This window comes from Bradyrhizobium sp. 160, from assembly GCF_023073735.1.
Lineage (GTDB): Bacteria > Pseudomonadota > Alphaproteobacteria > Rhizobiales > Xanthobacteraceae > Bradyrhizobium.
The window spans coordinates 292,686-317,055 of the sequence record NZ_JADPKD010000008.1 but is presented as its reverse complement, the minus strand read 5'-3'; the positions used below and the strand labels follow the sequence as shown (position 1 = coordinate 317,055).

The window sequence follows — 24,370 nt, the reverse complement described above, 5'->3', positions numbered from 1 at the left end:
GCGTGATGCTTTCTGCGGAGCCTCAGACTCATACTAGCCGGGTGCGCAACGGCGGGACAGTGCCGCAGGTGCGAGATGGGCGGCCCGAACAAGTGTGTATCGGACCTGCCAAATGAGAAATGTCCCTGTCTGGCAGTGATTTCTTGAATTCGGGACCCCTCCTGGAGCGCGTTCAAGCTTACTAAGATTTCATGTGATATTGCCGCCACACCGGCGCGGCCCCGATCGGGCGCACCGCTGGCAATGGGCGTCATGCGGCTTCAGCTCAGTCTCGGCGCCTGGCCGGCTGGTCTCACGATGTCGTCATTTGCCGAAAACGAGCCCGTCTCCGCCGTGTAGATATCTCCTCAAGCTTCCACGCGCCATCGACGCTTTCGCGATCGAGCCATCCTGCCGAAGGCGAGGATTGACGCGGGAGCCGCTCTTGCGATCGTTGTCTTCTGCACTCTCATAGATGCCAGGAATATCCTTCCCCTGATATCGCTCTCACGTGTCCGAGCACATCATCGCCCGGTCTACCCTCCCAAGAATCCAGTGCTGCGACGAGCGCTTCGGATGGTTTCGCCGCAGCGCAAAAGCCTTTCCCTTTTGGCTCCCAAGCACTAGGTTCTGGCCACCGGATCAACCCTTTGCCAGTGATTTCCTCCGACATGACCATCAACAACGACGTTGTCGAAGCCATCGGCAACACCCCGCTCATCAAGCTCACGCGCGCCTCGGAGTTGACCGGCTGCACCATCCTGGGCAAGGCCGAGTTCATGAATCCCGGCCAATCGGTGAAGGATCGGGCCGGCAAATGGATGATCCTGGAGGCCGAGAAGCGTGGCGAGCTGAAGCCCGGTGGCCTCGTGGTCGAGGCGACCGCCGGCAATACCGGCATCGGTCTGGCGGTCGTTGCGAGCGCCCGCGGCTACCGCACGCTGATCGTGATCCCGGAGACGCAGAGCCAGGAGAAGAAGGATTTCTTGAAGCTGTGCGGCGCCGAGCTGATCGAGGTGCCGGCCCTGCCCTATGCCAACCCCAACAATTACCAGCATGTCGGCCGCAGGCTCGCCGACGAGCTGCGCAAGACTGAGCCCAATGGCGTGCTGTTCGCAGACCAATGGAACAATCTCGACAACGCCAAGGCGCATTACGAATCCACCGGTCCTGAGATCTGGGAGCAGACCGGCGGCAAGGTCGACGGCTTCGTCTGCTCGGTCGGCAGCGGCGGCACGCTCGCCGGCGTCAGCCGCTATCTCAAAGAGAGGAACAAGAGCATCCGTATCGCCTGCGCCGATCCGCACGGCGCCGGCATGTACGAATATTTCAGGACCGGCGATCCCAAGGCGACACCGGGTGGCTCGATCACCGAGGGCATCGGACTGAACCGCGCGACCGCGATCGTGGAGACCGCCAAGGTCGATGACGCCTATCTCATTCCCGACGCCGAAGCCGTCAGTGCGATCTACGAGCTGCTCCAGCACGAAGGCCTCTGCCTCGGTGGCTCGACCGGCATCAATATCGTCGGCGCGATGCGCCTTGCGAAGCAGCTCGGGCCCGGCAAGACGATCGTCACGGTGCTCTGCGATTCCGGCAGCCGCTACCTGTCGAAGCTGTTCAACGCCGACTTCATGCGCGCCAAGAACCTTCCAGTGCCCGAGTGGCTGGAGAAGCGCAGCAACATCAAACCGCCGTTCGTCTGATAGCGGCGCGGGCGGTCTACGCGACCTCGACGCGTTCCGAGGCTGCCGCACAATAATCGCGCCAGAACTGGCGATAACCCGCTTCGAGCTCACGCGTGTAGATCTCGACATTGCCGGCGGGCGATGCTGCCGGCAACTCCGCGCGCAACTTCGCCAGATGATCAGGCTGCGTCGCCAATTTGCGGCGATCTCGATGTAGCCCTCGGTCAGCTGGACCGAGGACGCCCCTGGGATTCCCCGGGGTCAGCGCAGGATCTGGCTCAAGAAAAGCTTGGTGCGGGCGTGCTGCGGGGCCGCGAAGAACTCGTTCGGCGTGTTGGCCTCGATGATCTGGCCGGCGTCCATGAACACCACGCGGTTGGCGACCTCGCGGGCAAAGCCCATCTCGTGGGTGACGACCAGCATGGTCATGCCCTCCTCGGCGAGATCGACCATGGTGTCGAGCACCTCCTTGACCATTTCGGGGTCGAGCGCCGAGGTCGGCTCGTCGAACAGCATTACCTTCGGGTTCATGGTCAGCGCACGAGCGATCGCGACGCGCTGCTGCTGGCCGCCCGACATCTGGCCGGGAAACTTGTGGGCCTGGTGCGGAATCTTGACACGCTCCAGGAATTTCATGGCGGTCGCCTCGGCATCCCTTTTGGGGATGTTGCGCACCCAGATCGGCGCCAGCGTGCAATTGTCGAGCACCGTGAGATGCGGAAACAGATTAAAGCTCTGAAACACCATGCCGACTTCGCGTCGCACCGCGTCGACATGCTTGAGGTTCGGCCCGAGCTCGATGCCATCGACGACGATCTCGCCCTCCTGGAATTCCTCGAGCGCGTTGATGCAGCGGATCAGCGTCGACTTGCCCGAGCCCGACGGCCCGCAGATCACGATACGCTCGCCCTTGTGGACCTCCAGATCGATGTCGCGCAGGACGTGAAAGTCGCCGTACCATTTGTTGAGGCCGGAAATCTTGACGATGGGGTCGGACATGGTGAGCTCCATCAGTTGCGGCGGTGAGCGTTGAGGCGGTGCTCGACGAACAGCGAATATCGCGACATTCCAAAACAGAAGATGAAGTAGACGATGCCGGCGAAGGCAAAGCCGGTAAACGCGGTCGACGGCGTCGACCATTTCGGATCCGAGAACGAGGCGCGGAGCGAGCCGAGGAGATCGAACAGCGCCACGATCGAGACCAGCGAGGTGTCCTTGAACAGCGAGATGAAGCTGTTGACGAGGTTCGGAATGACATGGCGCAGCGCCTGCGGCAGCACGATCAGCGAGGTCGTCTTCCACCAGGATAGCCCCAGGGCGGCCGCCGCCTCGCCCTGCCCCCGCGGAATCGCGGCCAGCCCGCCGCGGACGTTCTCGGCCTGATAGGCGCCCGTGAACAGCGCAATCCCGATCAGGGCGCGCACGAGCCCGTCGACGGTGAAATTGCCGGGCAGGAACAAAGGCAGCATGTAGGTGGCAAAGAACAGCACGGTGATCAGCGGCACGCCGCGCCAGAACTCGATGAAGGCGATCGAGAATATCCGGATCAGCGGAATGGTGGAGCGGCGGCCGAGCGCCAGCGCGATGCCGATCGGCAGTGAGGTCACAATGCCGGTAACCGAGACCACCAGCGTCACCAGAAGGCCACCCCACAAGTTCGTTGACACGATCGGCAACCCACCACGATCGAGCCCCATCAGCTTGATGACGATCGCGATGCCAATGAAGGTGGCGACACTGGATGCCAGAGCCCGCCCGCCGGTACGAACGCCGCCGCCAAGAAGGAAGGCGATCAAGCAGACAATCACGGCCGTGGTGGCGAAATCGGCCCAAACCGGCTCCCCCGTCCCCTGGACATGATCACGCAGCCAGACGAGCGGAAAGATCAGCCAGTAGATCGCCGTGCCGACCAGCACGATGAGGCTCCCGACGGCCCACAGCAGCGGTGCGACGGCTGACGTCTTGCTGAGATTGAGCATCGCCTGCCCCGCGCCGATGATGCTTTCATCGAACAATTGCAGCAGGCCAGCCGTCCAGCTCAGGCCCAATCCCTTGATGCCGCCGCCGTGCAGCAGGAAGAATGCGACCACCGGAAAGGCGATGAAGAACAGGCCGGCATTCAAACTCTTCGCCGGCAGCCTGGGAATGAGGAGCGGCACCAGCAGCACCACCGCCAAGACGAACGTGAGATTGACCCGCCAGCGCTCGGCCTCGGGATAGAAGCCGTAGATCAGTTGCGGCAGCTTGGCCTGGATGTAGGGCCAGCAGGCGCCGACCGCAAAACCGGCGTTCTCGGTGAGGCAAGCCGTGCGATCCTTGCCGGTCCAGACCGCATCGACCATCAGGAACTTGACGGAGGGAACGATGGTGAACCAGAGCAGCAGGGCGCCCACGATCGTGAGCAGGATGTTGGTCGGCGAGTTGAACAGGCGCGTGCGCAGCACGCCGATGAAGCCCGTGGTCTGGACCGGCGCGGGACGCTCAGCAACCAGGTCCTGACGGACGAAGGCGGACGTCGCCATATCGCTCATGCGCCCAGGCTCCGGCTGACGCGCCAACCGTAGACGCTCATGATCGCGCTGGTGACGAGTGAGATCAGGAGGTAGACGCCCATCGTCATCGCGATGATCTCGATCGCCTGTCCGGTCTGGCTCAGCGAGGTGCCGGCGAATACCGACACCAGGTCAGGATAGCCGATCGCGACGGCAAGCGAAGAATTCTTGGTCAGGTTGAGGTATTGATTGGTCAGCGGCGGCACGATGACGCGCATGGCCTGCGGCACGACGATCAGACGCAGGGTGGTGCCGCGGCTCAGGCCTAGCGAGGACCCCGCCTCCATCTGCCCCTTGTGGACGGACAGGATGCCGGCGCGCACGATCTCGGCGATGAAGGCGGCGGTATAGGTCGATAGCGCCAAGGTCAGCGCCACGAACTCCGGGATGATGCGCGAGCCGCCGGCGAAATTGAACCCTTTGAGCTGCGGCAGCTCGAAGGTGAAGGGCAAACCGAACACCAAGATGGTGGCGAGCGGCAGCCCGAACAGCAGACCCAGCACATAGGGCCAGATCCGGATCATCCGCCCCTCCTGAAACAGCGCGCGCCGCGCGTGGATGCGCAAGGCCAGCGCCGCGACGAAGCCGAGCGCCAGCATCGCCAGGAACGGCTCGAGACCGCTCTGGCCGATCGGGCTGGGAACGACAAGGCCCCGGTTGCTGAGGAAGGCAATGCCGAGCAGCGAAATGCTCTGCCGCGGATTGGGCAACGCCGCCAGCACCGCGAGGTACCAGAACAGGATCTGGAACAGCAGCGGCAGGTTGCGGATGATCTCGACATAGATCTCGCCGACGCGCGACAACAGCCAGTTCGGCGACAGCCGGCATAGCGCGACGATGAAGCCAATCACGGTGGCGAAGACGATGCCGACCACCGAGACCACGAGCGTGTTCAGAAGCCCGACCACGAACACGCGCAGGAACGTGTCCGAGCCGGTGTAGGAGATCAGAGTCTGGTTGACGTCGAAGCCGGCATTGTTCCGGAGGAAGCCGAATCCGGCGGCGATGTGCTGATTTTCGAGGTTGGCGCGGGCGTTGGAGACGATCTCATAGCCGATCCAGCCCAGGATCGCCGCGAAGGCAAACTGGACGGCAATGCCGTTCCAGCCTGCCTTGCCGCCCAGCACGCGCCTGATCTTCAGCGCAATCTGGGGCGGCGGTTTACGGGCCTCGGTGCTCATCCCGCGAGCTGCGGATCAGGATGATCAGCGGATCGGCGGCGCGTACTGTAGACCGCCCTTGTTCCAGAGATTGTTGAGACCGCGGTTGATGGCGAGCGGCGAGCCCGCGCCGACGTTGCGGTCGAACACCTCGCCGTAATTGCCGACGGCCTTCACGATCCGTACCACCCAGTCCTTGGTCAGACCGAGCTGTTCGCCGAAATTGCCGTCGCTGCCGAGCACGCGCTTCAGCTCCGGGCTTTCCAGCTTCGCTTTCTCGTCGACGTTCTTCGAGGTCACGCCGAGCTCTTCGGCTGTGATCATCGCAAACAGCGTCCATTTCACGATGTCGAACCACTGGTCGTCGCCGTGGCGCACCATCGGCCCGAGCGGCTCCTTCGAGATGATTTCGGGGAGCACCATATGGTCGTTGGGATTGGCGAGCTTGAGGCGATTGGCGTACAGGCCCGACTGGTCGGTGGTGAAGACGTCGCAGCGGCCGGCTTCATAGGCCTTGACGGTTTCGTCGTTGGTGCCGAACGCGATCACCTCGTACTTCATGTTGTTGGCTTTGAAATAGTCGGCGAGATTTTGCTCGGTGGTGGTGCCGGTCTGCACGCAGACCGATGCGCTGTTGAGCTCGAGCGCCGAGTTCACCTTGAGCGACTTCTTCACCATGAAGCCCTGCCCGTCATAATAGGTCACGCCGGTGAAGTTGGCGCCGAGCGAGGTGTCGCGCGAGATGGTCCAGGTGGTGTTGCGCGAGAGCACATCGATCTCGCCGGATTGCAGCGCCGTGAAGCGGTCCTTGGCGGACAGCGGCACGTACTTGACCTTGGTCGGATCGTTGAAGATCGCCCCGGCGATGGCGCGGCAGACGTCGACGTCGAGTCCCGTCCAATTGCCCTTGTCGTCCGGCGATGAGAAGCCCGGCAGCCCCTGGCTGACGCCGCAGGACAGCATGCCCCGGTCCTTGACGGTCTTGAGCGTTTGCGCATCGGCGGCCTGGGCCGAGAGGCCAGCGGCGAGAGCAAGAGTGAGAGCCAGGGTTACGCGTTTCATGGGCTTTGGGCCTTTCAAAATCGTCTCAAGGTCGGGAACGTTGTCTTTGGGGTCATCTCTGCCAGGGCTAATCGTACCTAGGCTAGTCTTGCAAGACTCATGCTGGAAAACCTAGCCGAACACCCGCCGATCCCGGGAGGCCATACCTTCGTCCCGCCGAAGAGGCGCCCGCCGTGATGGCTGTGACGCGAAGTCCGTTCAGGCGATGGATCGAAGGTCGCAGCAGGCCCCTCAACATGCGGCGACTGAATAGCACCTGCGCATCACAGAACGACTGGCGTGCCGGGTCAAGGGGTTGACGGGACTCTTCTGTGTTCTGTTATTAACGATGGCGGCCTTTCGGCCAGCCCGGCGGGCGCGACGCGCCGGGCGGAAACGCGGTTTTGAAAGCAGACGCATGGATTCCTCGCACCCCTTCCAGCAGCATGCCGAGACCCGGCTGGTCACCTCCGGCCGCGACACCAAGGCGCAGAGGGGGTTCGTTAATCCGCCTGTGTTTCACGGCTCGACCGTGCTCTATCCGACGGCCGAGGACCTGCACGCCCATCGCGGCGAGTTCACGTATGGCCGCCACGGTTCCCCCACCACCAAGGCGTTCCAGGAGACGCTGATGGCGCTGGAGGGGCCGCAATGCGCCGGCGTCGGCATCGTGCCGTCGGGGCTGTCGGCGATCTCGACCACCCTGCTCTCGGTGCTGAACGCCGGCGACCATCTCCTGGTCTGCGACAACGTCTATCGGCCCTCGCGCAATTTCTGCAACGGCATGCTCACCCGCTATGGCATCGAGACCACCTATTTCGATCCGCTGATCGGCGCCGGGATCGAGAAGCTGTTCAAGCCTAACACCCGCGCGGTGCTGGTGGAGGCGCCAGGCTCGCAGTCGTTCGAAATGCCCGACATCCGCGCCATCGCCGAGGTCGCGCATGGGCGCGACGCGCTCGTCATCGACGACAATACCTGGGCAACACCACTCTATCACCGCTCGCTCGAACAGGGCGTCGACATCAGCATGCAGGCGGCCACAAAATATATCGGCGGCCATTCCGACATCATGTTCGGCACCATCTCCGCCAACGCAAAGACCTGGCCGATGGTCGCCGAAGGCATTCGCCTGCTCGGCGTCTGCGCCGGCCCGGACGACGTGTTCCTGGCGCTACGCGGCCTGCGCACGCTGTCGGTGCGGCTGGCGCAGCATCATCGTTCGGGACTCGACATAGCGCGCTGGCTGGCTAGCCGGCCGGAGGTCGCGCGCGTGCTGCATCCGGCACTCGAAACCGATCCCGGCCATGCGATCTGGAAGCGTGACTTCACCGGCGCGTCCGGCCTGTTCAGTATCGTGCTGAAGCCGGCGCCGCAGAAGGCAGTCGACACCATGCTCGACACCCTCAAGCTGTTCGGCATGGGCTTCTCCTGGGGCGGCTTCGAGAGCCTCGTGATTCCGTTCGACTGCGACAGCTACCGCACCGCGACCAAATGGGCGCCCGGCGGTCCGACGCTGCGTCTGCACATCGGGCTCGAGAGCGTCGATGATCTCAAGGCCGATCTCGATCGCGGCTTCGCTGCCCTGAAAGCGGCAATGTGAGCCTGCTCACAAGCCATCGTGCCGGTGGACGCGCCATCGCGCGCCGGGGATCGTGCACGCGCCGTAAACGTTAACGCCGACGCGCCAACAAATGGTTTGATCCGCCGACGTTTGGCGCTAGCCTCACCAATCGACTCCAATCCGGACACGGAGCATGGGAACGTTGGTTCTGCTCGATCTGATGGGCGGCGTGGCGCTGTTGCTGTGGGGCCTGCACATGGTCCACAGCGGGATCTTGCGCGCCTTCGGTCCCGACCTTCGGCGCCTGCTCGGCAAGGCGTTGAGCAACCGCGTCAGCGCCTTCGCTGCCGGCCTCGCGCTCACCGCCCTGCTCCAGAGCAGCACGGCGACGGCGCTGATCACCAGTTCGTTCGCGGCCGAGGGCCTCGTCAGTCTCGCCGCCGCTCTCGCCATCATGCTCGGTGCCAATGTCGGCACGACGCTGATCGTGCAGGTGCTATCGTTCAACATCGCAGCCGTTGCGCCGGTGCTGTTCGTGCTCGGCCTGGTCGCCTTCCGCTCCGGCCCGCGATCGCGGATCAAGGACATCGGCCGCGTCTGCATCGGCCTCGGCCTGATGCTGCTCTCGCTGCACATCCTGCTCGACACGCTGGCGCCGGCGGAGAACGCGCCCGGCGTGCGCGTCGTGATGTCGGCCATAACGGGCGACCCCATTCTGTGCATCTTCATCGCCGCTCTCGTCACCTGGGCTGTACATTCGAGCGTCGCCAGCGTCCTGTTGATCATGTCGCTGGCCTATTCGCAGTTCATCTCGCCTGCCGCGGCTCTGGCGCTGGTGCTCGGGGCCAATCTCGGCAGCGCCATCAATCCGGTGTTCGAGGGCGCCAGGCGCGACGATCCCGCGAGCTACCGCCTGCCGATCGGCAATCTCATCAACCGCGCGATTGGGATTGCTCTCGTCCTGCCCTTCCTCGGCGCGATCGCCGAGCACATGCACGCCTGGCAGCCCGATCTCGCCAAGCTGACCGCGGCCTTCCACATCGCCTTCAATGTCGGCACCGCCGTCCTCTTCATCGGTCTGCTCGATATCATGTCGCGTCTGTTGACCCGCCTCTTGCCCGATCGCGTCAAGGAGGCCGATCCGGCCCGACCGCGCTATCTCGATGAGACCGCACTGGAGACACCGTCATTGGCGCTGGCCGACGCCGCCCGCGAGACCTTGCGCATGGGCGACTTCGTCGAGGTCATGCTGCGCAAGGTGATGGCCGCGATGATGACCGGCGACCGTGCACTGGTCGACCAGGTCTCGAAGACGGACAATCTCGTCGACGGCCTGGACGAGGCCATCAAGCTCTACGTCACAAAACTCATGCGAGGCAGCCTCGACGAGAGCGAAGGACGGCGCGCGATGGAGATCATCTCCTTCGCCATCAACCTCGAGCATATCGGCGACATCATCGACAAGAGCCTGAGCGAGCTCGCCACCAAGAAGATCAAGCGGCGCTTCCAATTCTCGGCCGAAGGGGCTGAGGAGCTCGCCGCTTTCCACAAGCGCACGATGGATTCGCTGCGGATCGCCTTCGGGGTCTTCATGTCGGGTGACGCCAACGAGGCGCGCAAGCTGCTGGTGGAGAAGACGGCGCTGCGCAACACCGAGCTTGCCGCGGTCGAGCGCCATCTGGACCGGCTGCGGAAGGGCCGCCCCGAGACCATCGAGACCACGTCGCTGCATCTGGACGTGCTGCGTGATCTGCGTCGCATCCACTCGCATATCTGCTCGGTCGCCTACCCCGTGCTGGACGCGGCGGGTGAGCCCTATCGGAGGAGTGCGGCCGAAGCAGCTGCCCTGCCCGCGTCAGGCGCGGCCTCGGCCCTGCCGCGCTAGCGTGTCCCGTCAGCGATCCAGCGTCTTCGAGGCGCTGCCGCGGTTCTTCCAGATCAGCATGATGTTTCTGACGTAGATGATGGTCGCGAGCGACTGTCCGAGGATGATGACGGGTTCGCGCTTCACAACGCCATAGACCAGCGTCATCAGCCCGCCGCCCATCGAGCAGAACCAGAACGCCATCGGCACCACGCTGTTGCCGGCGCGTTCGCTCGCGATCCACTGCACCAGGAAGCGCGCGGTGAAGAATAATTGCGCGACGAGGCCGAACGCGAGCCAGAAATCGAACTTGGCGACGAAGACGTCGTAGAGATAGTTGCTCAGCGCCTGACCGTATTGGATGATCATGCGTTCACCTCGGTCACATCTGGCGTCGGCTTCTTCCGCCGGATCAGCCACCACACGCCTGCGAGATCCATGATGCCGATCCACAGCCGGTCGAAAAAGCCATAATTCGACACGCCGGAGCGGCGCGGCCGATCGATCACGTCGACATAGGCAATGTCATAGCCTTCGCGGCGGACCAGCGCCGGCAGGAAGCGATGCAGCCCGTCGAAATAGGGCAGCATCAGGAAGACGTCGCGCCGGAACGCCTTCAGGCCGCAGCCGGTGTCGCGCGTGCCGTCCTTCAGGATCGCGTTGCGAATGCCGTTGGCCACGCGCGACTGAAATTTCTTGAAGCCGGTGTCCTTGCGCCCGATCCGCTGGCCGGCGGCGAGCCCGACCCGCCCTGCTCCCTTCTCGACTGCCGCGATCAGGTCCGGCAGGAACGCGGGATTATTCTGGCCGTCGCCGTCAAGCGTGGCCACGATCATCCCGCGCGCCGCACGCACGCCACTGCGCACTGCCGCCGACTGGCCGCCCGATCGCGCATGGCGGAGCTGACGCAGATTGTCCCGCTGCTTCATGATGGCGCTGAGCCGCTCGCCGGTCGCATCCGTCGAGCCGTCGTTGACATAGATGATCTCATAGGCCCAGCGGCCATCGAGCGCCGCCGTGATCTCCTCGATCAAGGGCGCGATGTTCTCGGCTTCGTTGCGCACGGGAACGACGATGGATACCGAAGGCTGGGACGTCGACAAATCGAGGCTCGTGGTTGGAATTGGCCTGCCCCGTGGAACCGGCGGTCCGGCAGGCAACCGCTTTTATGGGCCGGATGTCCGACGGGCAACCCTTTTGAGGCGGCCGGAGACCATCCCCGCAATTGGCACGATGGTGCCGTCGGCCCGGATGGCGAAGCCCAGTTTTCGGGCCGCAAACCAGTAGCGGACGACCATGGCACCGACCAGGCCGACCATGGCGCCGGCAACGACATCGCTCGGGTGATGCGCGAGCAGCACCAAGCGGGTCAAGAGGATCACGATCGCGTAAGTGAACATGAATACGCGCAGGCGCGGCCACAATGCCGACACTGCAAACGCCAAGGCGAATGCGGCGACCGCATGGCCCGACGGCAGACTGGCGTAGGCACCCGTGCCCTCGAACGGGACGAAGTTGAACGGATCGGGCTTGCCGCCGACGAACGGACGTCCGCGCCCGATGAGATATTTCAGGATCTCGGCAGCGAACGCCGACACGGCAACCGACAGAAACATGAATTGCAGCCGCGTGCCGAGGCCGAGCAGCAGCGCGCGGCGGGTCCCGTGCAGTGCTGCCGCGACGAAGGCGACGACCACCAGCGCAGCCCCCAGCACACACAGCACATACTCGTCCTTGCCGAAATCGGTGAGGATACGGATCGGCCAGAGGCTTGGCGTGCCGCGCGCCGGCATCAGTTGGATCTCAGTCTGGTCGAGCCCGACCATCAGCACGATGACCAGGGCTGCGCCGGCTGCGCTGAGCCAGAGCGAATGCCGCGCCAGCTTCCGGGCGGCCTCGGCGCGGCGCGAATGCGAGGGCGTGCGCACGAGCTGCGCCAGCGCGCGCCAGGACACGGCGAGCAATTGCGCGGGATAGCCTGCAGGCGGCCCAATGTCGTTCGGGGCCCGCATCTATTCGGTGCCCTCCGAGCGGAAGATCGAGATCGAGATCGCGCGCCCTTGCGAGAAATTGTAGCCTTCGATGCGCGTGCCGACCTTGTAGCGCAGCCCGATCGCCTCGGCGCGCTGCACGAAGCTACGCTCCGAGCGTTGCTCGATCAGGGCGAAGCGACAGCTGCCCTGCCGCAGAAAGTCAGCCGCGCCCGAGCCGTCGGTGAGCAGTGTCTGCGTGCCCGTCAGGAACACCAGGCTCGGCTCGTGATAGCCGGCAGCAGCCGCCTTCGGTCCGACGCAGGTGACGTTGCGAAGCGCGCGCGCGATCTCGATGCTCGGAAACAGCGGGGTCAGCGACGGCAGCACGATTCCGTAGACCGTCACCGCCAACATGAGCGCGGCGACCAGCGCGTTGAGCAGCGAGCGCTCGGCGCGATTGTTGTCGTAGAGCCACCAGGCGAACAGGCCGAAGATCAGCGACGCCGCGATGAAAGGCCAGGCCACGAAGGCCGGCTGGCGCGTCAGCATCACGGCGCCGACCACGGCGATGATCGAGGCGGCCGCGGGGATCGCGAACCACCAGGCCGAGCCGCGCATCAGCCAGGACCGCGACAGCACACGCCGCTCCAGCGCGCCCGCGGTGAGGATCGCGATCGCGGGGTACAGCGGCAGCACGTAATGCGGCAGCTTGGTCAGTACGGCCTCGAACACGATCCAGGACGGGACCAGCCAGGCCAGCAGGAACTGCGCGCCGGGCTCGCGCCTAGCCCGCCACACTGCGGGCGCCGCCATGGCCGCGAGCGGCGCGCCCGGCCAGAACGTGATCCAGAACAGCGCGAGGTAAAGACCGGGCGGCGCGCCATGGGATTCCTGGGCCGCTAACTTGCTCAGCATGTCGCCGCCGACGGAATCGGCGAAGAAGGCCTCGCCCGCGCGCCAGAAGATCGCGACGAACCAGGGCAGCACCAGGACCAGCATCCACATCAGGCCCCAGACCGGGCGCAGCTTCCGCAGCCAGGAGGCGTCGCGGTCCTGGATCGCGAGCGCGACGATGGTGAGGCCCGCGAACATCAGGATCAGCGGGCCCTTGATCAGGATGCCGATGGCGAGCGCGCTCCAGAAGATCGCAGGCCAGCTCCAGGGCGGATGGGTCTCGTCCTCGGCGCGCTGCCATGACAGATAGGCCCGCGCCATCGCGCCCATCGCGGCCACCACGCAGAGCAGCAGCATCGCGTCGGTCTTGGCCAGCCGCGCCTCGACGCCGAGCAGCACAGAGGCGGACATCATCAGCGCCGCCAGCACCGCGGCACGCCGGGTGACGAAGCCGAGTGCGGCCCAATAGGTCATGAGCACGGCGCCGATCGCTCCAAGCAGCGACGGCAGCCGGTAGACCCAGATGCGCAATTCGGCCTTCGGCAGCTTGAGCGCCGCGGCGGTTTCGACCGCGGCCGATTGCAGCCAGTAGATGCCGACCGGCTTCTTGTAGCGGACATCCTCCTGGAAGCGGATGTCGACATAGTCGCCGCTCTCGACCATCTGCTTGGTGGCTTGGGCAAAGCGCGCTTCATCGCGGTCAATAGGCGGGATGGTGAAGAAGCCCGGCAGGAACAGCAGCAGCGCACTCAGCACCAGAAAGCCGACTGCACGGGCGTGACTGGCCGTGACAATATCGAGCATGCGCACGAGCCCGCTGCCCGGATTCACGGGCGCTTTCGGCTCGCGGGGTGCTCCAAAACGGGGGCTCGGGTAGGGCTCGGCCATTGGTTCCGCTTACGCTGAAACCGCCATCGCCACAACCGCTTGAGGCAGGTTCATTGAATTCGAATGACAACTGTGTCCGCGGCGCCCGTCGCATCCATGACGGTGAGTCGCGCAAAGCCCGGACCGGGCGGATCGATCAGGCGCTGGCGACGGCCGTCGATCTCGCCAAGCGCGGTTCCGTTAACCATGACGGTCATGGGCAGAACGCCGCCGGCGACCTTGACCGGCATCGCCGCGCCCTCCCGACCACTCGATCGATCGACGTCGATCCGCGAGCCGTTCAGCGGAAACTGGATGTGTAGCGCCTGCTCGCCGCCGGTGCGTACCAATTCCCCGACGGGACGGAACCGCTTCAGCGGCAGCGGCAACTTGGTGTTGCTGGAGACCAGGGTTCCCCTGGGGGGCTTCGGCAATGGAGCGAGTGTCTTGCCGGTTCGGGCGAAGGCGTCGAACAGGATCGGCGCGGCAGCGACGCGCCCGATCAGGCCGGGAACCGGGGCGCCGTCGGGCCGGCCGACCCAGACGCCGATGGTCATGCGGCCGTCGAACCCGACCGACCAGGCATCGCGATAGCCATAGGAGGTGCCGGTCTTGAAGGCGATCCGGTTGTGGGCGGCGTTCTCGGGCGGCGGTGTGCCCAGAAGCACGTTGCCGACCTGCCAGGCCGCGACCTGATCGAGCAGCCGCAATGGCTCGCGATCATCTCTGTCAGTCATGACCTCGCGCAGCGGCTTGGTGGTGCCGAGCCGGGCGAAACCCGTATAGAGCTGGACGAGGTCCTGGAGCGTGATGCCGACACCGCCGAGACCCATGGCAAGCCCCGGCGCCTCGTCCTTGGGCAACACGAGGTTGCCTCCAGCCTGTCGCAGCCGCGAGGCCAGCCGGCTGGAGCCAACGCGATCGAGTAGCACGATGGCGGGCACGTTCAGCGACAATTGCAGCGCCTTCTTCACGGGCACTGTGCCCTGGAACGTCATATCGAAATTTTCCGGCGCGTAGGAGCCGAAGCGAACCGGCCGGTCGTCGATCAGGCTCTCCGGATGCACGAAGCCATCTTCGAAGGCGAGCCCGTAAATGAAAGGTTTGAGCGTCGAGCCCGGCGAGCGGATGGCGCGAGTCATGTCGACCTGCCCTGCCCGGCTCTCGTCGAAATAATCGGCCGAGCCGACGCGGGCGAGCACGTCGCCGCTCTCATTGTCGACGACGATGATGCCGACCGAGATGTTGGGCCCGAGCGCAATGGCGCGATCACGTGCCAGCGGCTCCAGCACCTTCTGCAAGTTCGCGTCCAGCGTCAGCCTGATGACCGGCGTGTCCTTGACGATCGAAAGCGCGGTGTCGGAGGCATGCGGCGCCAGGATCGGCATCGGCTTGCGCAGCTTCGGAATGGCAACGGCCTTGGCCTGCTTCGCATCCTCCGCGCTGACCTGATGCTCCGAGACCATGCGGTCGAGCACGCGATCACGCGCAATGCGGGCTGTCTCTGGATGCCGATCAAGCCGGCGCATCTCCGGCGATTGCGGGAGTGCGACCAGCAGCGCAGCTTCGGCCAGCGAGAGCCGCTTCGGCTCTTTGCCGAGATACGCGATCGAAGCAGCACGGATGCCTTCGAGATTGCCGCCGTAAGGCGCGAGCGCGAGATAAAGGTCGAGGATCTCGTCCTTGCTCAAGCTCCGCTCGATCTCGATCGCACGAACTATCTGCCGCAGCTTGGCATAGAGCGAGCGCTGCCGCCGCGGCTCCATCAACCGCGCCAGCTGCATGGTGATGGTCGAGCCGCCCGACACGATGTGGCCGCGCGTTGCAAGCTGCAACGCGGCCCGGCCCAGCGCCAGCGGATCGATGCCGTCATGCGCATAGAAGCGCTGGTCCTCATAGGCCAGCAGCAGGTTTAGATAGGTCGGATCGACATTCGTCCTGGCATCGACCGGCAGCCGCCACCGCCCATCGGCCATGGCATAGGCGCGCAGCAGCTTGCCTTTGCGGTCGACGATGGTGGTCGAGACCTGCCGCGCCTCGTCGAGTGGCAGCGGACCGAGCGAATAGACCCAGGCGACGAACCCGACGATGGCGAGGATGAGTGTGAGTGCGAGGGCTGAGATGATATGCGTTGACGCCTGCCCTGCTCTCCCGCCGTCGTTCCGGGATGGTCCGAAGGACCAGACCCGGAACCTCGAGATTCCGGGTTCGGTGCTGCGCACCGCCCCGGAATGACGAAATACGTTATCGGCTTCGCTCACCTCACCACCTCACTTCGCCGCCCGCACCTCGACGGTGCCCGTCCCGGTGCGGCCGTAGCGCGAGGGATTATACATGTCCTCGACATAGGCCTGCGGCAGCACGTATTTGCCGGGCGAGACCGCACGCACGACATAGGCGACGGTGAACACTGACTTGGAGTCAGAGGCGCGGTCGATAGCCGCGGTGAAGCGGTCGTCGCGGAACTCGGTATGTTCGGGCTCCTCGCCGTCCTCGATCCAGTCCAGCGTACCGCTATCGCCGGACGAGACCAGCTTCGGATTGTCGATCTCGAGGCCCGCCGGCAGATAGTCCGACACCATGATGTGACCGTACTCGGGCTTGGCCTCGGTGATCTTCAGCACCACCGCAAAGCGCTGGTTCTGCTTGACCTTGCTGATATCGGCCGGCTTGCCGTCGAGCGTGAAGTAGTTGCGCTCGATCTTGAAGCCATTCGACGCCGCCGGCTCCGGCGTCACGGGCGAGCCCGACACCGAGACCACCGCCTGCACCGGCGCATCGCCGGTGTTGGTGATCTTCAGCGGCTTGCCCTCCAGCGTCGCGGCTTTGTAGCTGCGATAGAGCGCAGTCTTGACCGGCTGGCCGTCGACTTCCATCGACAGGTTCTCCTTGGCGAGCGCGCGCGCCGCCAATACCAGCCAGGCATTCTCCTGCGTGGAGGTGTAGGGCGTGAGCCCGCGCGCGGTCTCGACCCGCGACACCGCCTGCGTCAGCGTCGCCCTCGGCGCGTTGCCTTCACTGGCGAGCGAGACCAGGGCCGCAGCATCACGGAGCTGCGAACCGTAGTCGGTGCGGCCGAACTCGAGTGCGGGCTTCGGCGCGAGGCTGTCGAGCGCGGCGCCATAGACGCGTTCCGCGCGGTTACGGTCGCCGACCAGCGCGAGCGCCGCCGCGAGCTGCGACTTCGCAATCGGCGTCGCAAGGTTGGCGAGCTTGGTGTCGGCGAGATAGCGGAGGTCTCCGATGGGAGCAGCGCCGTTGCGTGCGAGCACGTAGAGGCCATAGGCGAGCTCGCGGCCGCCGTCTTTCTCAGGCTCGTCGGCATTGACGACGGAGTTGCGGATGCGGTCGAGCGCATTCTTGAACAGCACGTCCGGCACCGCAAAGCCCTTCTCGCGGGCGCGGGTCAGGAAGTCCGTCACATAGGCATCCAGCCAGGCATCGTCGCCCCCGGCCGACCACAGGCCGAACGAGCCGTTCGAACCCTGGCGCGCCAACAGCCGCTCGATGGCGTCGCGGATGCGCTGGTCGACCTCGCTGTCCATGGCGAGGTGCGCCCCGGCGGCGAGGTCATTGACGTAGAGCAACGGCATCGCGCGGCTCGTGATCTGCTCCGAGCAGCCATAGGGGTAGCGGTCGAGCGCTTTCAGGATCGTCGCCGCATCGAGCGCCGTCGACAAGCTGGCCGACACCGAGACGCTGCCGGTGCCCGGCACGAGATCGGAGAACATATCCGCGGTCAGCGTCAGGCTTTCGCCCTTCGCCAGCGTGCGGATCGAGCGCCGCGCCAACACCTGCGTCGCCGCCTTGACGTCGAGCGCATAGTGGCGCGCGAGCATAAGGCCGTTCGGTCCCTTGATGTCGACGTCGAGCGTCGCCTGCCCCGCGGCCGTTGCATCGATCGCCATCGAGAACGCGTTGCGCTGCTTGGCGGCAAGCTTGACCGTGGTGGCGGGATTGCCAGTCATCTTCACCGGACCGCCCGCCTTCACGTTGATGACATAGTCGCCGGCCTGGCCCTCGACATTGTCGATCTCCAGATTCACCGTGCCGCGATCACCATTGAGCAGGAACCGCGGCAGGGTCGTCGTCAGCACCACGGGATCGCGGATCACGACATCGGTGTTGGCGCGACCAAGTTTCGTGGCGGTCCACGCCACCGCCATCACGCGCGCGGTGCCGGCGAACTCCGGAATGTCGAAGCTCACTTCTGCGGTGCCGTCAGCGCCGACCGTGACGATGCCTGAATACAGGGCCAACGGTTTTTGCGTGGGCGGCGAGCCCTGGAGCTCGCCCGCACCGGCGTCGCCGCCGGACTTGATCTGGCCGCGGGTGCCCGACATGCCATCGATGAGTTGCCCGTAGAGATCGCGGATCTCGGCGCTGAGGCGACGCTGGCCGAGATAGTAATCATCCGGCGCCGGCGGTTTGTAATTGGTGAGGTTGAGGATGCCGACATCGACTGCGGCGATGACGACCTTGGCGTCCTCGCCCGGATTGAGCCCGTCGAGCTTGACCGGGATTTTCAGCGTCGAGTTCGGCCGGATCAGCGCCGGCGGCGTCAGCTTCACTTGCAGCGTGCGAGTCTGCTTGTCGATTCCGAACCATTTCAGGCCGATCGCCCGGCCCGGCATGCGCTGGGCGGCCGCATCGAGCGGACGGCGCAGCGTCGCCACGACGTAGGCGCCGGTGCCCCAGTCCTTGCCGATCGGAAGCTTGACCTGCGCGGTGCCTTCCTTGACGTCGATGGTCTGCGTCGTCAGCAGGCGATCGCCGAGCACGTTGATGGTCAGCTTGCCGGCGCTGCGCACATTGACCGACACCGTCATGGTGTCGCCGGAGGCGTATTGCGGCTTGTCGATCGAGGTCTCCAACAGGTCCGGCGTGTCGGCGCTGCCATCGGAGTACCAGCCGACGTCGAACTGCACGGAGGTCACCGGGCCGTCAGCGTCGTTCGACTTCACATCGAGCCGATAGCGGCCGGGCTGGGGGGTCAGCGAAATCCGCGACGGCTTATCGGCGGCGATCACGACATCGCCGTCGGCGACGCGCGAGGTCGACTTGACCGGCTCGTACTCCCAGTAATTATTCTGGCGATACCACTGATAGCGCGACTCCATCTTCAGGAGCTCGTAGCGGAGGCCGTCGCGGTGGAGCGTCTTGCCCTCGGGCGAGACGAACACGACGTCGAACTCGGCCTTGTCGCCCTCGGCGACGTTCTTGTCGCCGAACAGCGGCTTGATGCCGATCATGGCGGCCGCCGGCGCGATCGGCAGCACCAGCTTACGCTCGACGGCGCGACCGCCGGTCTCGACCATGCGGACGAAGATCTGCGCCTCCTGCGGCCGGGTCGAGGTCGGCTGCTTGTCCAGCGTCACCGGGAAGGTCGCAACGCCATTGGCGTCGGCGTCGGGCAGGTTCTCCAGCGGCGTGCGCTCGTTCGAGGTGGTCTCCTCGTCGGCGACGCCGAACTGGTAGCCGGCAAAGCCCGGACGCTCGCTCGCAGGCGCGACCAGCATGTCGCCTTCGAGCTGAAGGCCCGAGGCCGGCGCGCCATAAAGGAAATGACCGTCCGCCTTCAGCTCCACTGGAGCATTAGCTTTGATCAGCTTGTCCTTGGCGGACAAGTCGAATTCGATCCGATCGGGGACGTAATCCTCGACCATGAAGGTGGTCTCGCCGACCGAGGCGCCCTTCGGATCGGTGAAGGCGCGCGCCCGCCAGGTCCCGGTCGGGACGGCCGAGTTGAGCGGCACGGCCAGCGTGCGGCCGCCGGCGCCCTGGTCGGACAGCACGGCGCGGCGGAATCCGACGCCGTCGGGACGCTCGATCACCAGCGTGAGCGGCCCGCCGGTCACGGCATTGCCCTGCCCGTCGCGCAAGAGCGCAGTGAGATAGACGGTTTCGCTGGAACGGTAGACGCCACGCTCGGCATAGACGAAGGCGTCGGCGCCGGCCGGGACTGCGCGCCCCGAGACGCCGCGGTCGGAAAGGTCGAAGGCGCTCGTCTTGAGGCTGAGGAAGGCATAATCGGCGTTATCGCCAGTTACGGTCAGCAGCGCCGGCGACAGCCCGCCCTCACCGCGCGCGAGCCCCGCCTCAAACAGCACGTGGCCGCTGTCGTCAGTCTTGCGGGTAGCCAAGATCTCGTTGTTGCGGGCAACCAGCCGCACCTCGGCCTTGCCGACCGGATCGGTCGAGGCCAGCGAGTTGACGAAGACGTGGATGCCGTCGTTGCCGGAATAGGCCGACACGCCGAGATCGGAGACGATGAACCATTGCGTCGCGAGCTGGTAATCATCGTCGGAGCCTGGCCCCTTGGCCGCGGCAGTCATGACGTACACGCCAGGCTGAAGCTCGCCGAGCGCCTGATCGACTGGGAATGCGGTGGTGACGTCCTGGTTCAGCGTCGTCGCGGTCGCTAGCTCGCCGGACCAGACCTTGACACCGCGCTCGTCGCCGAGATCGGTGAGCTGATATTTCGACAACGTCTTCTGGAAGTCGCTGTCGACGACCGTGTTGATCAGGTTGCGGTCGCCGATCCGGAACACGTTGATGCTGACGGCGGGCGTGTTGACGCTGACCACGGGAATGCCGCGCTGGCCGGTCCTCGGCAGTACATAGGCGCGGCTGGTGAAGCGCACGAAGGGTTTGCGGTCGCGCACATAGACATTAAATTCCGCCGATTTCGGCAGGCCCTCCTTCACGGCCGAGGGCAGCCCGGCGCGCAGGTTGATGTTGTAGCGCTCGCCATGCTTCAGACCGTCGACGCAGAGCTGCTTACCCTCGGCCGACAGCGCCGGCTTGTCGGTGCCGGCCAACGCCAGGAACGGCGCGAAGTCGGTCCGCTTGGCCAGCTCTTCCGAGAACTGGAAGCAGGCGCGCGGGCTCGCCGAATCCGAGTCCACGGTATAGTCGAGCAGCCGAAAACCATGCTCGTCGCGCAGCTTTTCATACAGGCCGCGGACGTCGGCGACCTCGCGCATGTCCAGCGACAGCCGCATCGCATCCAGCGCCGGCCGCCACAGCTTGCGTTCGGCCAGCGACTTGCCGAGCGCGGCGAGCGCGTCGGCCTCCTCGCCCGGATTGCCGGCGCGCATATAGGCGATATAGGCGGCGGTCGAGGCACGCTCCCAGAGGAACGTCTGCTCGCTCGAGCTCTTCGGGGAGATCTGGAAGATGATCTTGGCGAGCCGCAGCCAGTTGCCGGCATCCTCCGGCGTGGTCGCCGCAATCTGCCCGAGCACGGAAAGGCCGGTGCGATGGTCGTTGCGCCGGAAGGCGGCGTCGGCGTCGGTGCGCAGCGTCGCAATGGACTTGGCGACCGGTCCCGCCTCGCTCTTGATCTGGGCTTCCAGCTTGATCGCGGAATCGCCAAGATCGTCGCGCTTGAACGCCTTGTCGGCTCCTTGCGCTGCGCCAAGGCCGAGCGCCAGCGTGGCGCAGAGTGTGACGGCGCGGATCAGACCGATCATGAGGGACTCCCGGAAATCGCGGACGAGCGCCGCGGCGGCAAATGAAGTGCGCGGAAAGGTGACGGACTCAAGGCGATGGAACCAAAGGTGCAAATCGTCGCATTCGCCATCCGGAGATGTGATCCATCGTCCGTCGCGCTGCCGCTCGACCCGGCACCCTGACACGCCACCGTTCCGCTTTGTCGCCGCTCTGAGGAAAACGGTTCGGTTCAGACTTGGCGAAACGCCAGATTTTTCCTATTGGCATGGAGGTGAACAGCCGGCCCCCAAAACCGGGGCGGCTGAAGACGGTCCCGTAGCTCAACTGGATAGAGTAGCGGATTTCTACTCCGCGGGTTGCAGGTTCGAGTCCTGCCGGGATCGCCAACCGACGCTAAAAGGGGCTAGTCTAGATCGGCCACCCGCGGCGCCGCAGCCGCGTTCATCTTCCAACCTCGGCCTGATGCGCCCGCCACCACGACGCAATGGCCGCGGCCAGATCATTCCAGAGCTCCGTCGGAAGATCGGGAATGGCCACCCGGACGCTATACTGGTCCGTGGTGGCATCGTGAAACCACTCGGTCGCGGCGAAGTCGAAACCGAAGCTGCCGGCGTGACGGATGGGAAAACCCTCTCGGCGCAGTTCGTTGCTCATGTCTTCGGCGGCCCACCGCGCGCTCGCCTCGTCGAGCGGACGCCTGCTCCGAAGCGTGACGTAGAGGCCGTGGGTGAAATGGAGCTCGGCTGACAGCGCCGGGAGCCGTGCGGCAAAATATCGGGCCGTGCTTCGTCCGTTGCGCAAGATCGCCGCAACGCGCCTTTTCGTCAGAGCCCAGTAGGTTGCACTGCCCGCAAAGGGCGGGAAGTGCGCCGGCAACGCCGCGCCGCCGAGCAGCCGTACCGCGTTACGCGTTGCGGCGGCGAGCCCTTTGCAGTCAAGGCGCCCTGCCCGCCGCTCGTGCTCCTTGCCATAGACGAAAACCGCCGAGCCGAGTCGGCCATATTCCGCTCCGAGCGAATCGAGCTTGTTGTGGCTTCGCACCAGCACCAGCGGAATTCCGTATCGCCGGGCCCATCGCAGCACGCGTCTGATCCGCACGGATCTGCCGGCGAAACAGGTCGTGTCGAAGACCAGGAGATCGAGCCCCGAGCCGTCACTGCGGAGCGCCGCCTCGAAAGCGCCGGCAAAGGAGCAGGAATCGAGCAACAGAATTTGCGGAGAATTCCCCCGGGCAAACGCATCGCCCAGCGGCGGCTTCAAGCCGACGAGTTGCAGGTGCGGGACAAAGCTCCGGATCAGCTCCAGCGTTTCGCCGTAGGTGCTCGGGAGCACCAGGATGTCAGCCTTGTCGATGATCTGTGCGGAAGCAAGGAGCACAGCGGAGATCGCGGCCATGCCTGACGCGGTATAGATCGTCTCGCTCGTGCAGCCGCACGCGAGCTCATAGAACGAAGGACCGCGTACGCTAAGATCGGCCCGCTGGTAGTCATAACTGAACTGGAACGGCCCGCTGGCGGGATCGGCCGTGTGCGACCAGGCCGTCTCCGTCGCCTTCCACTCATGCAGCTCATGCTCCGCTCTCAGCGCCGCAGTGATCTGGAATTTGGACCTGACGACTTCGTCGACGGATCGCGGACGTGCCAAATCGAGCCGGTTTCTCAGACAATCATTCAATAGCCTGAGTTCCTGATGCTTTCGTTCCAGATAGGCTTCAAGCGTCTCCATGCGGATCTTGGATATGTGCCATCCGCAATTCAACGTCTGCGCCCTGCGTTGGGTTCAGTATCTGCCCGCGCGGCCTGCAACGAAGGCCGCTCTTCGCAGTTAACGACTGTGCAAGGAGGACCATATGGCTGATATCAGAGAGCACATGAAGATCATCGGCAAGGACGGCGCCCATGTCGGCACCGTCGACCGCGTCGAGGGCAACCGCATCAAGCTGACCCGGAAGGACAGTCCCGAAGGTCACAAGGACCATCATCACTACATCGACACGAAATATGTCGGCGCCGTCGAAGGCGATGTCGTCAAGCTGTCGGTGAACGCCGACGCCGTGCCGAAGACGGAAGCGGCATAACACAGCAAGCCCCTTCGGGGGCTTTTTCCGTGTTCACGGACCCGTTTCGGGGTTCGCCGATTCGTGTCGAGCGCAACATCGCTAAGCAGCAAACTTCGCAAATCTGTCGCACTTCAAGAAAGCGTGCGCAGGCCTGTCCAGCGGACAGCAGAGCCCTACCTATCCGGCATGCAAAAGAGCTGTCGAAGGTTATTGCGATGCCGCCATCCGATTGGACAAGAATCGCCATCACATCCGGAGTTGCCGCCACCGCCATGGCATTTTTGGCGATCGACGCTGCCGTGGACGTGAGCCCGGGCGGAATCGCGAAGCGCCTCGAAGTTGTGCAAGCTTCTCTGACGGATGTCGCGGTTGGTCACCATCAACTGGCCTTCGCCGTTCGAGCCTGGGCGCGTGGAGGCGACCAGACGCACCCGGCCGCGTATCGATCATGCATCCAGCGTCACGAGCAGAGGCCGCAGCCGGTAGGCATCGATCGCGGCGTTTGACAGTAGCAGTCTGCGCCGCTCGCCGCGCAGCATCATGCGGTCGATCCTGTTCAGGATGAAGCGGGCTGAATCCTTGGGTTCACCGGTTAGCAGACCGGATTGGTCGAGATATCTCCAGGCGATCTCGAAGGACTGTGCGCGCAATTCGGGGCCGGTCATGGCCGCCAACGCTGCTGCGGATCGAATGTTCCGAGATCTGAGCCGAGGTGGACCGCGCAAGCCGGCGGGCGACGGCGCGATAAATTTCTGCGCGTCATGGAACGAGATCACCACCGGCACGTTGCATCTGACGAAACAGGTGGTGCCGACCTACCAGCCCCGGTCGGCTTTGAAGAACCCCGTGCTTGTCCCCCGAGCACGGGGTTTTTCTTGCCACGGAAGGGGCTGTCGGCGGGAATGCGGCTAATCCGTCCGCTCCTCACGCCGGTCGCGGGCGAGCTGATGCCAAGCCAGGGCCAGCTGGATCAGGCGCTGCCGATCAGCGCCTTCGGACGCAGCGGCCCGCTTCATCGCGGCCTCGGCCTCGTGCTGTGGATCGTACTTGCTGCACATGTTGCCGACCGTATAACCGGCCGATCTGGACAAGCGCATGGCAATTTCGTCCGTATCATTGCGGAGAAACGCCGGCGTCTGGCGGAATTGTCACGTGAGACTCCGGAGATCGCTTCGACGCATGCAGGCATCGTGACGCCAGGGCCGAGATTCATTCAGACTGGTGTGTAATTCATGGTCTGTGAATTGCCTCACAGGCTGCGGACGGCATCTCCG

General features: G+C 64.8%; 17 protein-coding genes, 1 tRNA gene and 1 pseudogene. 5 read left to right on the top strand and 14 right to left on the bottom strand.

Going from position 1 to position 24,370, the window contains the following annotated elements; translation table 11 throughout:
• The first annotated feature begins 650 nt into the window (after positions 1–650).
• Positions 651–1,685 carry a cysteine synthase A gene (locus IVA98_RS04295; protein ID WP_247332610.1) on the top strand — a complete coding sequence of 345 codons (1,035 nt, stop codon included), beginning with the start codon at positions 651–653 and terminating at the stop codon, positions 1,683–1,685.
• A gap of 16 nt (positions 1,686–1,701) precedes the next feature.
• On the opposite strand, the pseudogene IVA98_RS04290 reads toward IVA98_RS04295, so the two are convergent.
• The 5 genes and pseudogenes from IVA98_RS04290 to IVA98_RS04270 all read right to left on the bottom strand — a co-directional run.
• Positions 1,702–1,889: pseudogene (locus IVA98_RS04290) on the bottom strand (hypothetical protein); the annotation flags it as partial.
• 39 nt (positions 1,890–1,928) lie between these two features.
• Complete coding sequence (locus IVA98_RS04285) at positions 1,929–2,666, bottom strand: amino acid ABC transporter ATP-binding protein (protein WP_247300820.1); 738 nt, start codon at positions 2,664–2,666, stop codon at positions 1,929–1,931.
• 11 nt (positions 2,667–2,677) lie between these two features.
• Positions 2,678–4,198 carry an amino acid ABC transporter permease gene (locus tag IVA98_RS04280; RefSeq protein ID WP_247354332.1) on the bottom strand — a complete coding sequence of 507 codons (1,521 nt, stop codon included), beginning with the start codon at positions 4,196–4,198 and terminating at the stop codon, positions 2,678–2,680.
• On the bottom strand, positions 4,195–5,400 hold the full coding sequence (locus IVA98_RS04275; protein WP_247332521.1) for an amino acid ABC transporter permease: 1,206 nt from the start codon (positions 5,398–5,400) through the stop codon (positions 4,195–4,197). Before IVA98_RS04275 ends, IVA98_RS04280 begins: the two co-directional genes overlap by 4 nt.
• Before the next feature lie 24 nt (positions 5,401–5,424).
• Positions 5,425–6,441: an amino acid ABC transporter substrate-binding protein gene (locus IVA98_RS04270; RefSeq protein ID WP_247281058.1), complete on the bottom strand. Its 1,017-nt coding sequence runs from the start codon at positions 6,439–6,441 to the stop codon at positions 5,425–5,427.
• A 397-nt stretch (positions 6,442–6,838) separates the two neighbouring features.
• Here IVA98_RS04270 and metC point away from each other — a divergent pair, with 397 nt between their 5' ends.
• Both metC and IVA98_RS04260 read left to right on the top strand, forming a co-directional pair.
• Positions 6,839–8,023, top strand: a complete 1,185-nt coding sequence (gene metC, locus IVA98_RS04265) for a cystathionine beta-lyase (protein ID WP_247332523.1) — start codon at positions 6,839–6,841, stop codon at positions 8,021–8,023.
• A gap of 154 nt (positions 8,024–8,177) precedes the next feature.
• Positions 8,178–9,869, top strand: coding sequence for a Na/Pi cotransporter family protein (locus IVA98_RS04260; protein WP_247332524.1), 1,692 nt, complete (start codon positions 8,178–8,180; stop codon positions 9,867–9,869).
• A gap of 9 nt (positions 9,870–9,878) precedes the next feature.
• Here the strand turns inward: IVA98_RS04260 and IVA98_RS04255 are convergent, their stop codons facing one another.
• From IVA98_RS04255 to IVA98_RS04230, 6 genes are all read right to left on the bottom strand, one after another.
• A complete protein-coding gene (locus tag IVA98_RS04255; protein WP_247332526.1) occupies positions 9,879–10,217 on the bottom strand; it encodes a lipid-A-disaccharide synthase N-terminal domain-containing protein in 339 nt (112 codons plus the stop codon).
• The gene (locus IVA98_RS04250) at positions 10,214–10,951 is read right to left on the bottom strand and encodes a glycosyltransferase family 2 protein (protein ID WP_247332528.1); all 738 of its coding nucleotides are present in this window, start codon (positions 10,949–10,951) and stop codon (positions 10,214–10,216) included. Before IVA98_RS04250 ends, IVA98_RS04255 begins: the two co-directional genes overlap by 4 nt.
• A gap of 63 nt (positions 10,952–11,014) precedes the next feature.
• Positions 11,015–11,860, bottom strand: a complete 846-nt coding sequence (locus tag IVA98_RS04245) for a phosphatase PAP2 family protein (protein WP_247332531.1) — start codon at positions 11,858–11,860, stop codon at positions 11,015–11,017.
• On the bottom strand, positions 11,861–13,603 hold the full coding sequence (locus IVA98_RS04240) for an ArnT family glycosyltransferase (RefSeq protein ID WP_247332534.1): 1,743 nt from the start codon (positions 13,601–13,603) through the stop codon (positions 11,861–11,863).
• 50 nt (positions 13,604–13,653) lie between these two features.
• Positions 13,654–15,708, bottom strand: coding sequence for a penicillin-binding protein 1C (gene pbpC / locus IVA98_RS04235; RefSeq protein WP_247354440.1), 2,055 nt, complete (start codon positions 15,706–15,708; stop codon positions 13,654–13,656).
• Between the two features lie 144 nt (positions 15,709–15,852).
• Positions 15,853–21,057, bottom strand: coding sequence for an alpha-2-macroglobulin family protein (locus IVA98_RS04230; RefSeq protein ID WP_247354331.1), 5,205 nt, complete (start codon positions 21,055–21,057; stop codon positions 15,853–15,855).
• Between the two features lie 289 nt (positions 21,058–21,346).
• Between IVA98_RS04230 and IVA98_RS04225 the strand changes: the two genes are divergently transcribed.
• A tRNA-Arg gene (locus tag IVA98_RS04225) sits at positions 21,347–21,423 on the top strand.
• A gap of 55 nt (positions 21,424–21,478) precedes the next feature.
• Here IVA98_RS04225 and IVA98_RS04220 read toward each other — a convergent pair.
• The gene (locus IVA98_RS04220) at positions 21,479–22,762 is read right to left on the bottom strand and encodes a hypothetical protein (RefSeq protein ID WP_247332538.1); all 1,284 of its coding nucleotides are present in this window, start codon (positions 22,760–22,762) and stop codon (positions 21,479–21,481) included.
• Between the two features lie 124 nt (positions 22,763–22,886).
• Between IVA98_RS04220 and IVA98_RS04215 the strand changes: the two genes are divergently transcribed.
• A complete protein-coding gene (locus tag IVA98_RS04215) occupies positions 22,887–23,114 on the top strand; it encodes a DUF2171 domain-containing protein (RefSeq protein WP_027574503.1) in 228 nt (75 codons plus the stop codon).
• A 428-nt stretch (positions 23,115–23,542) separates the two neighbouring features.
• Here IVA98_RS04215 and IVA98_RS37460 read toward each other — a convergent pair whose 3' ends face one another.
• Both IVA98_RS37460 and IVA98_RS04205 read right to left on the bottom strand, forming a co-directional pair.
• A complete protein-coding gene (locus IVA98_RS37460) occupies positions 23,543–23,881 on the bottom strand; it encodes a hypothetical protein (protein ID WP_524536344.1) in 339 nt (112 codons plus the stop codon).
• A gap of 123 nt (positions 23,882–24,004) precedes the next feature.
• Positions 24,005–24,193 carry a hypothetical protein gene (locus tag IVA98_RS04205; RefSeq protein ID WP_247332539.1) on the bottom strand — a complete coding sequence of 63 codons (189 nt, stop codon included), beginning with the start codon at positions 24,191–24,193 and terminating at the stop codon, positions 24,005–24,007.
• Between the last annotated feature and the right edge of the window lie 177 nt (positions 24,194–24,370).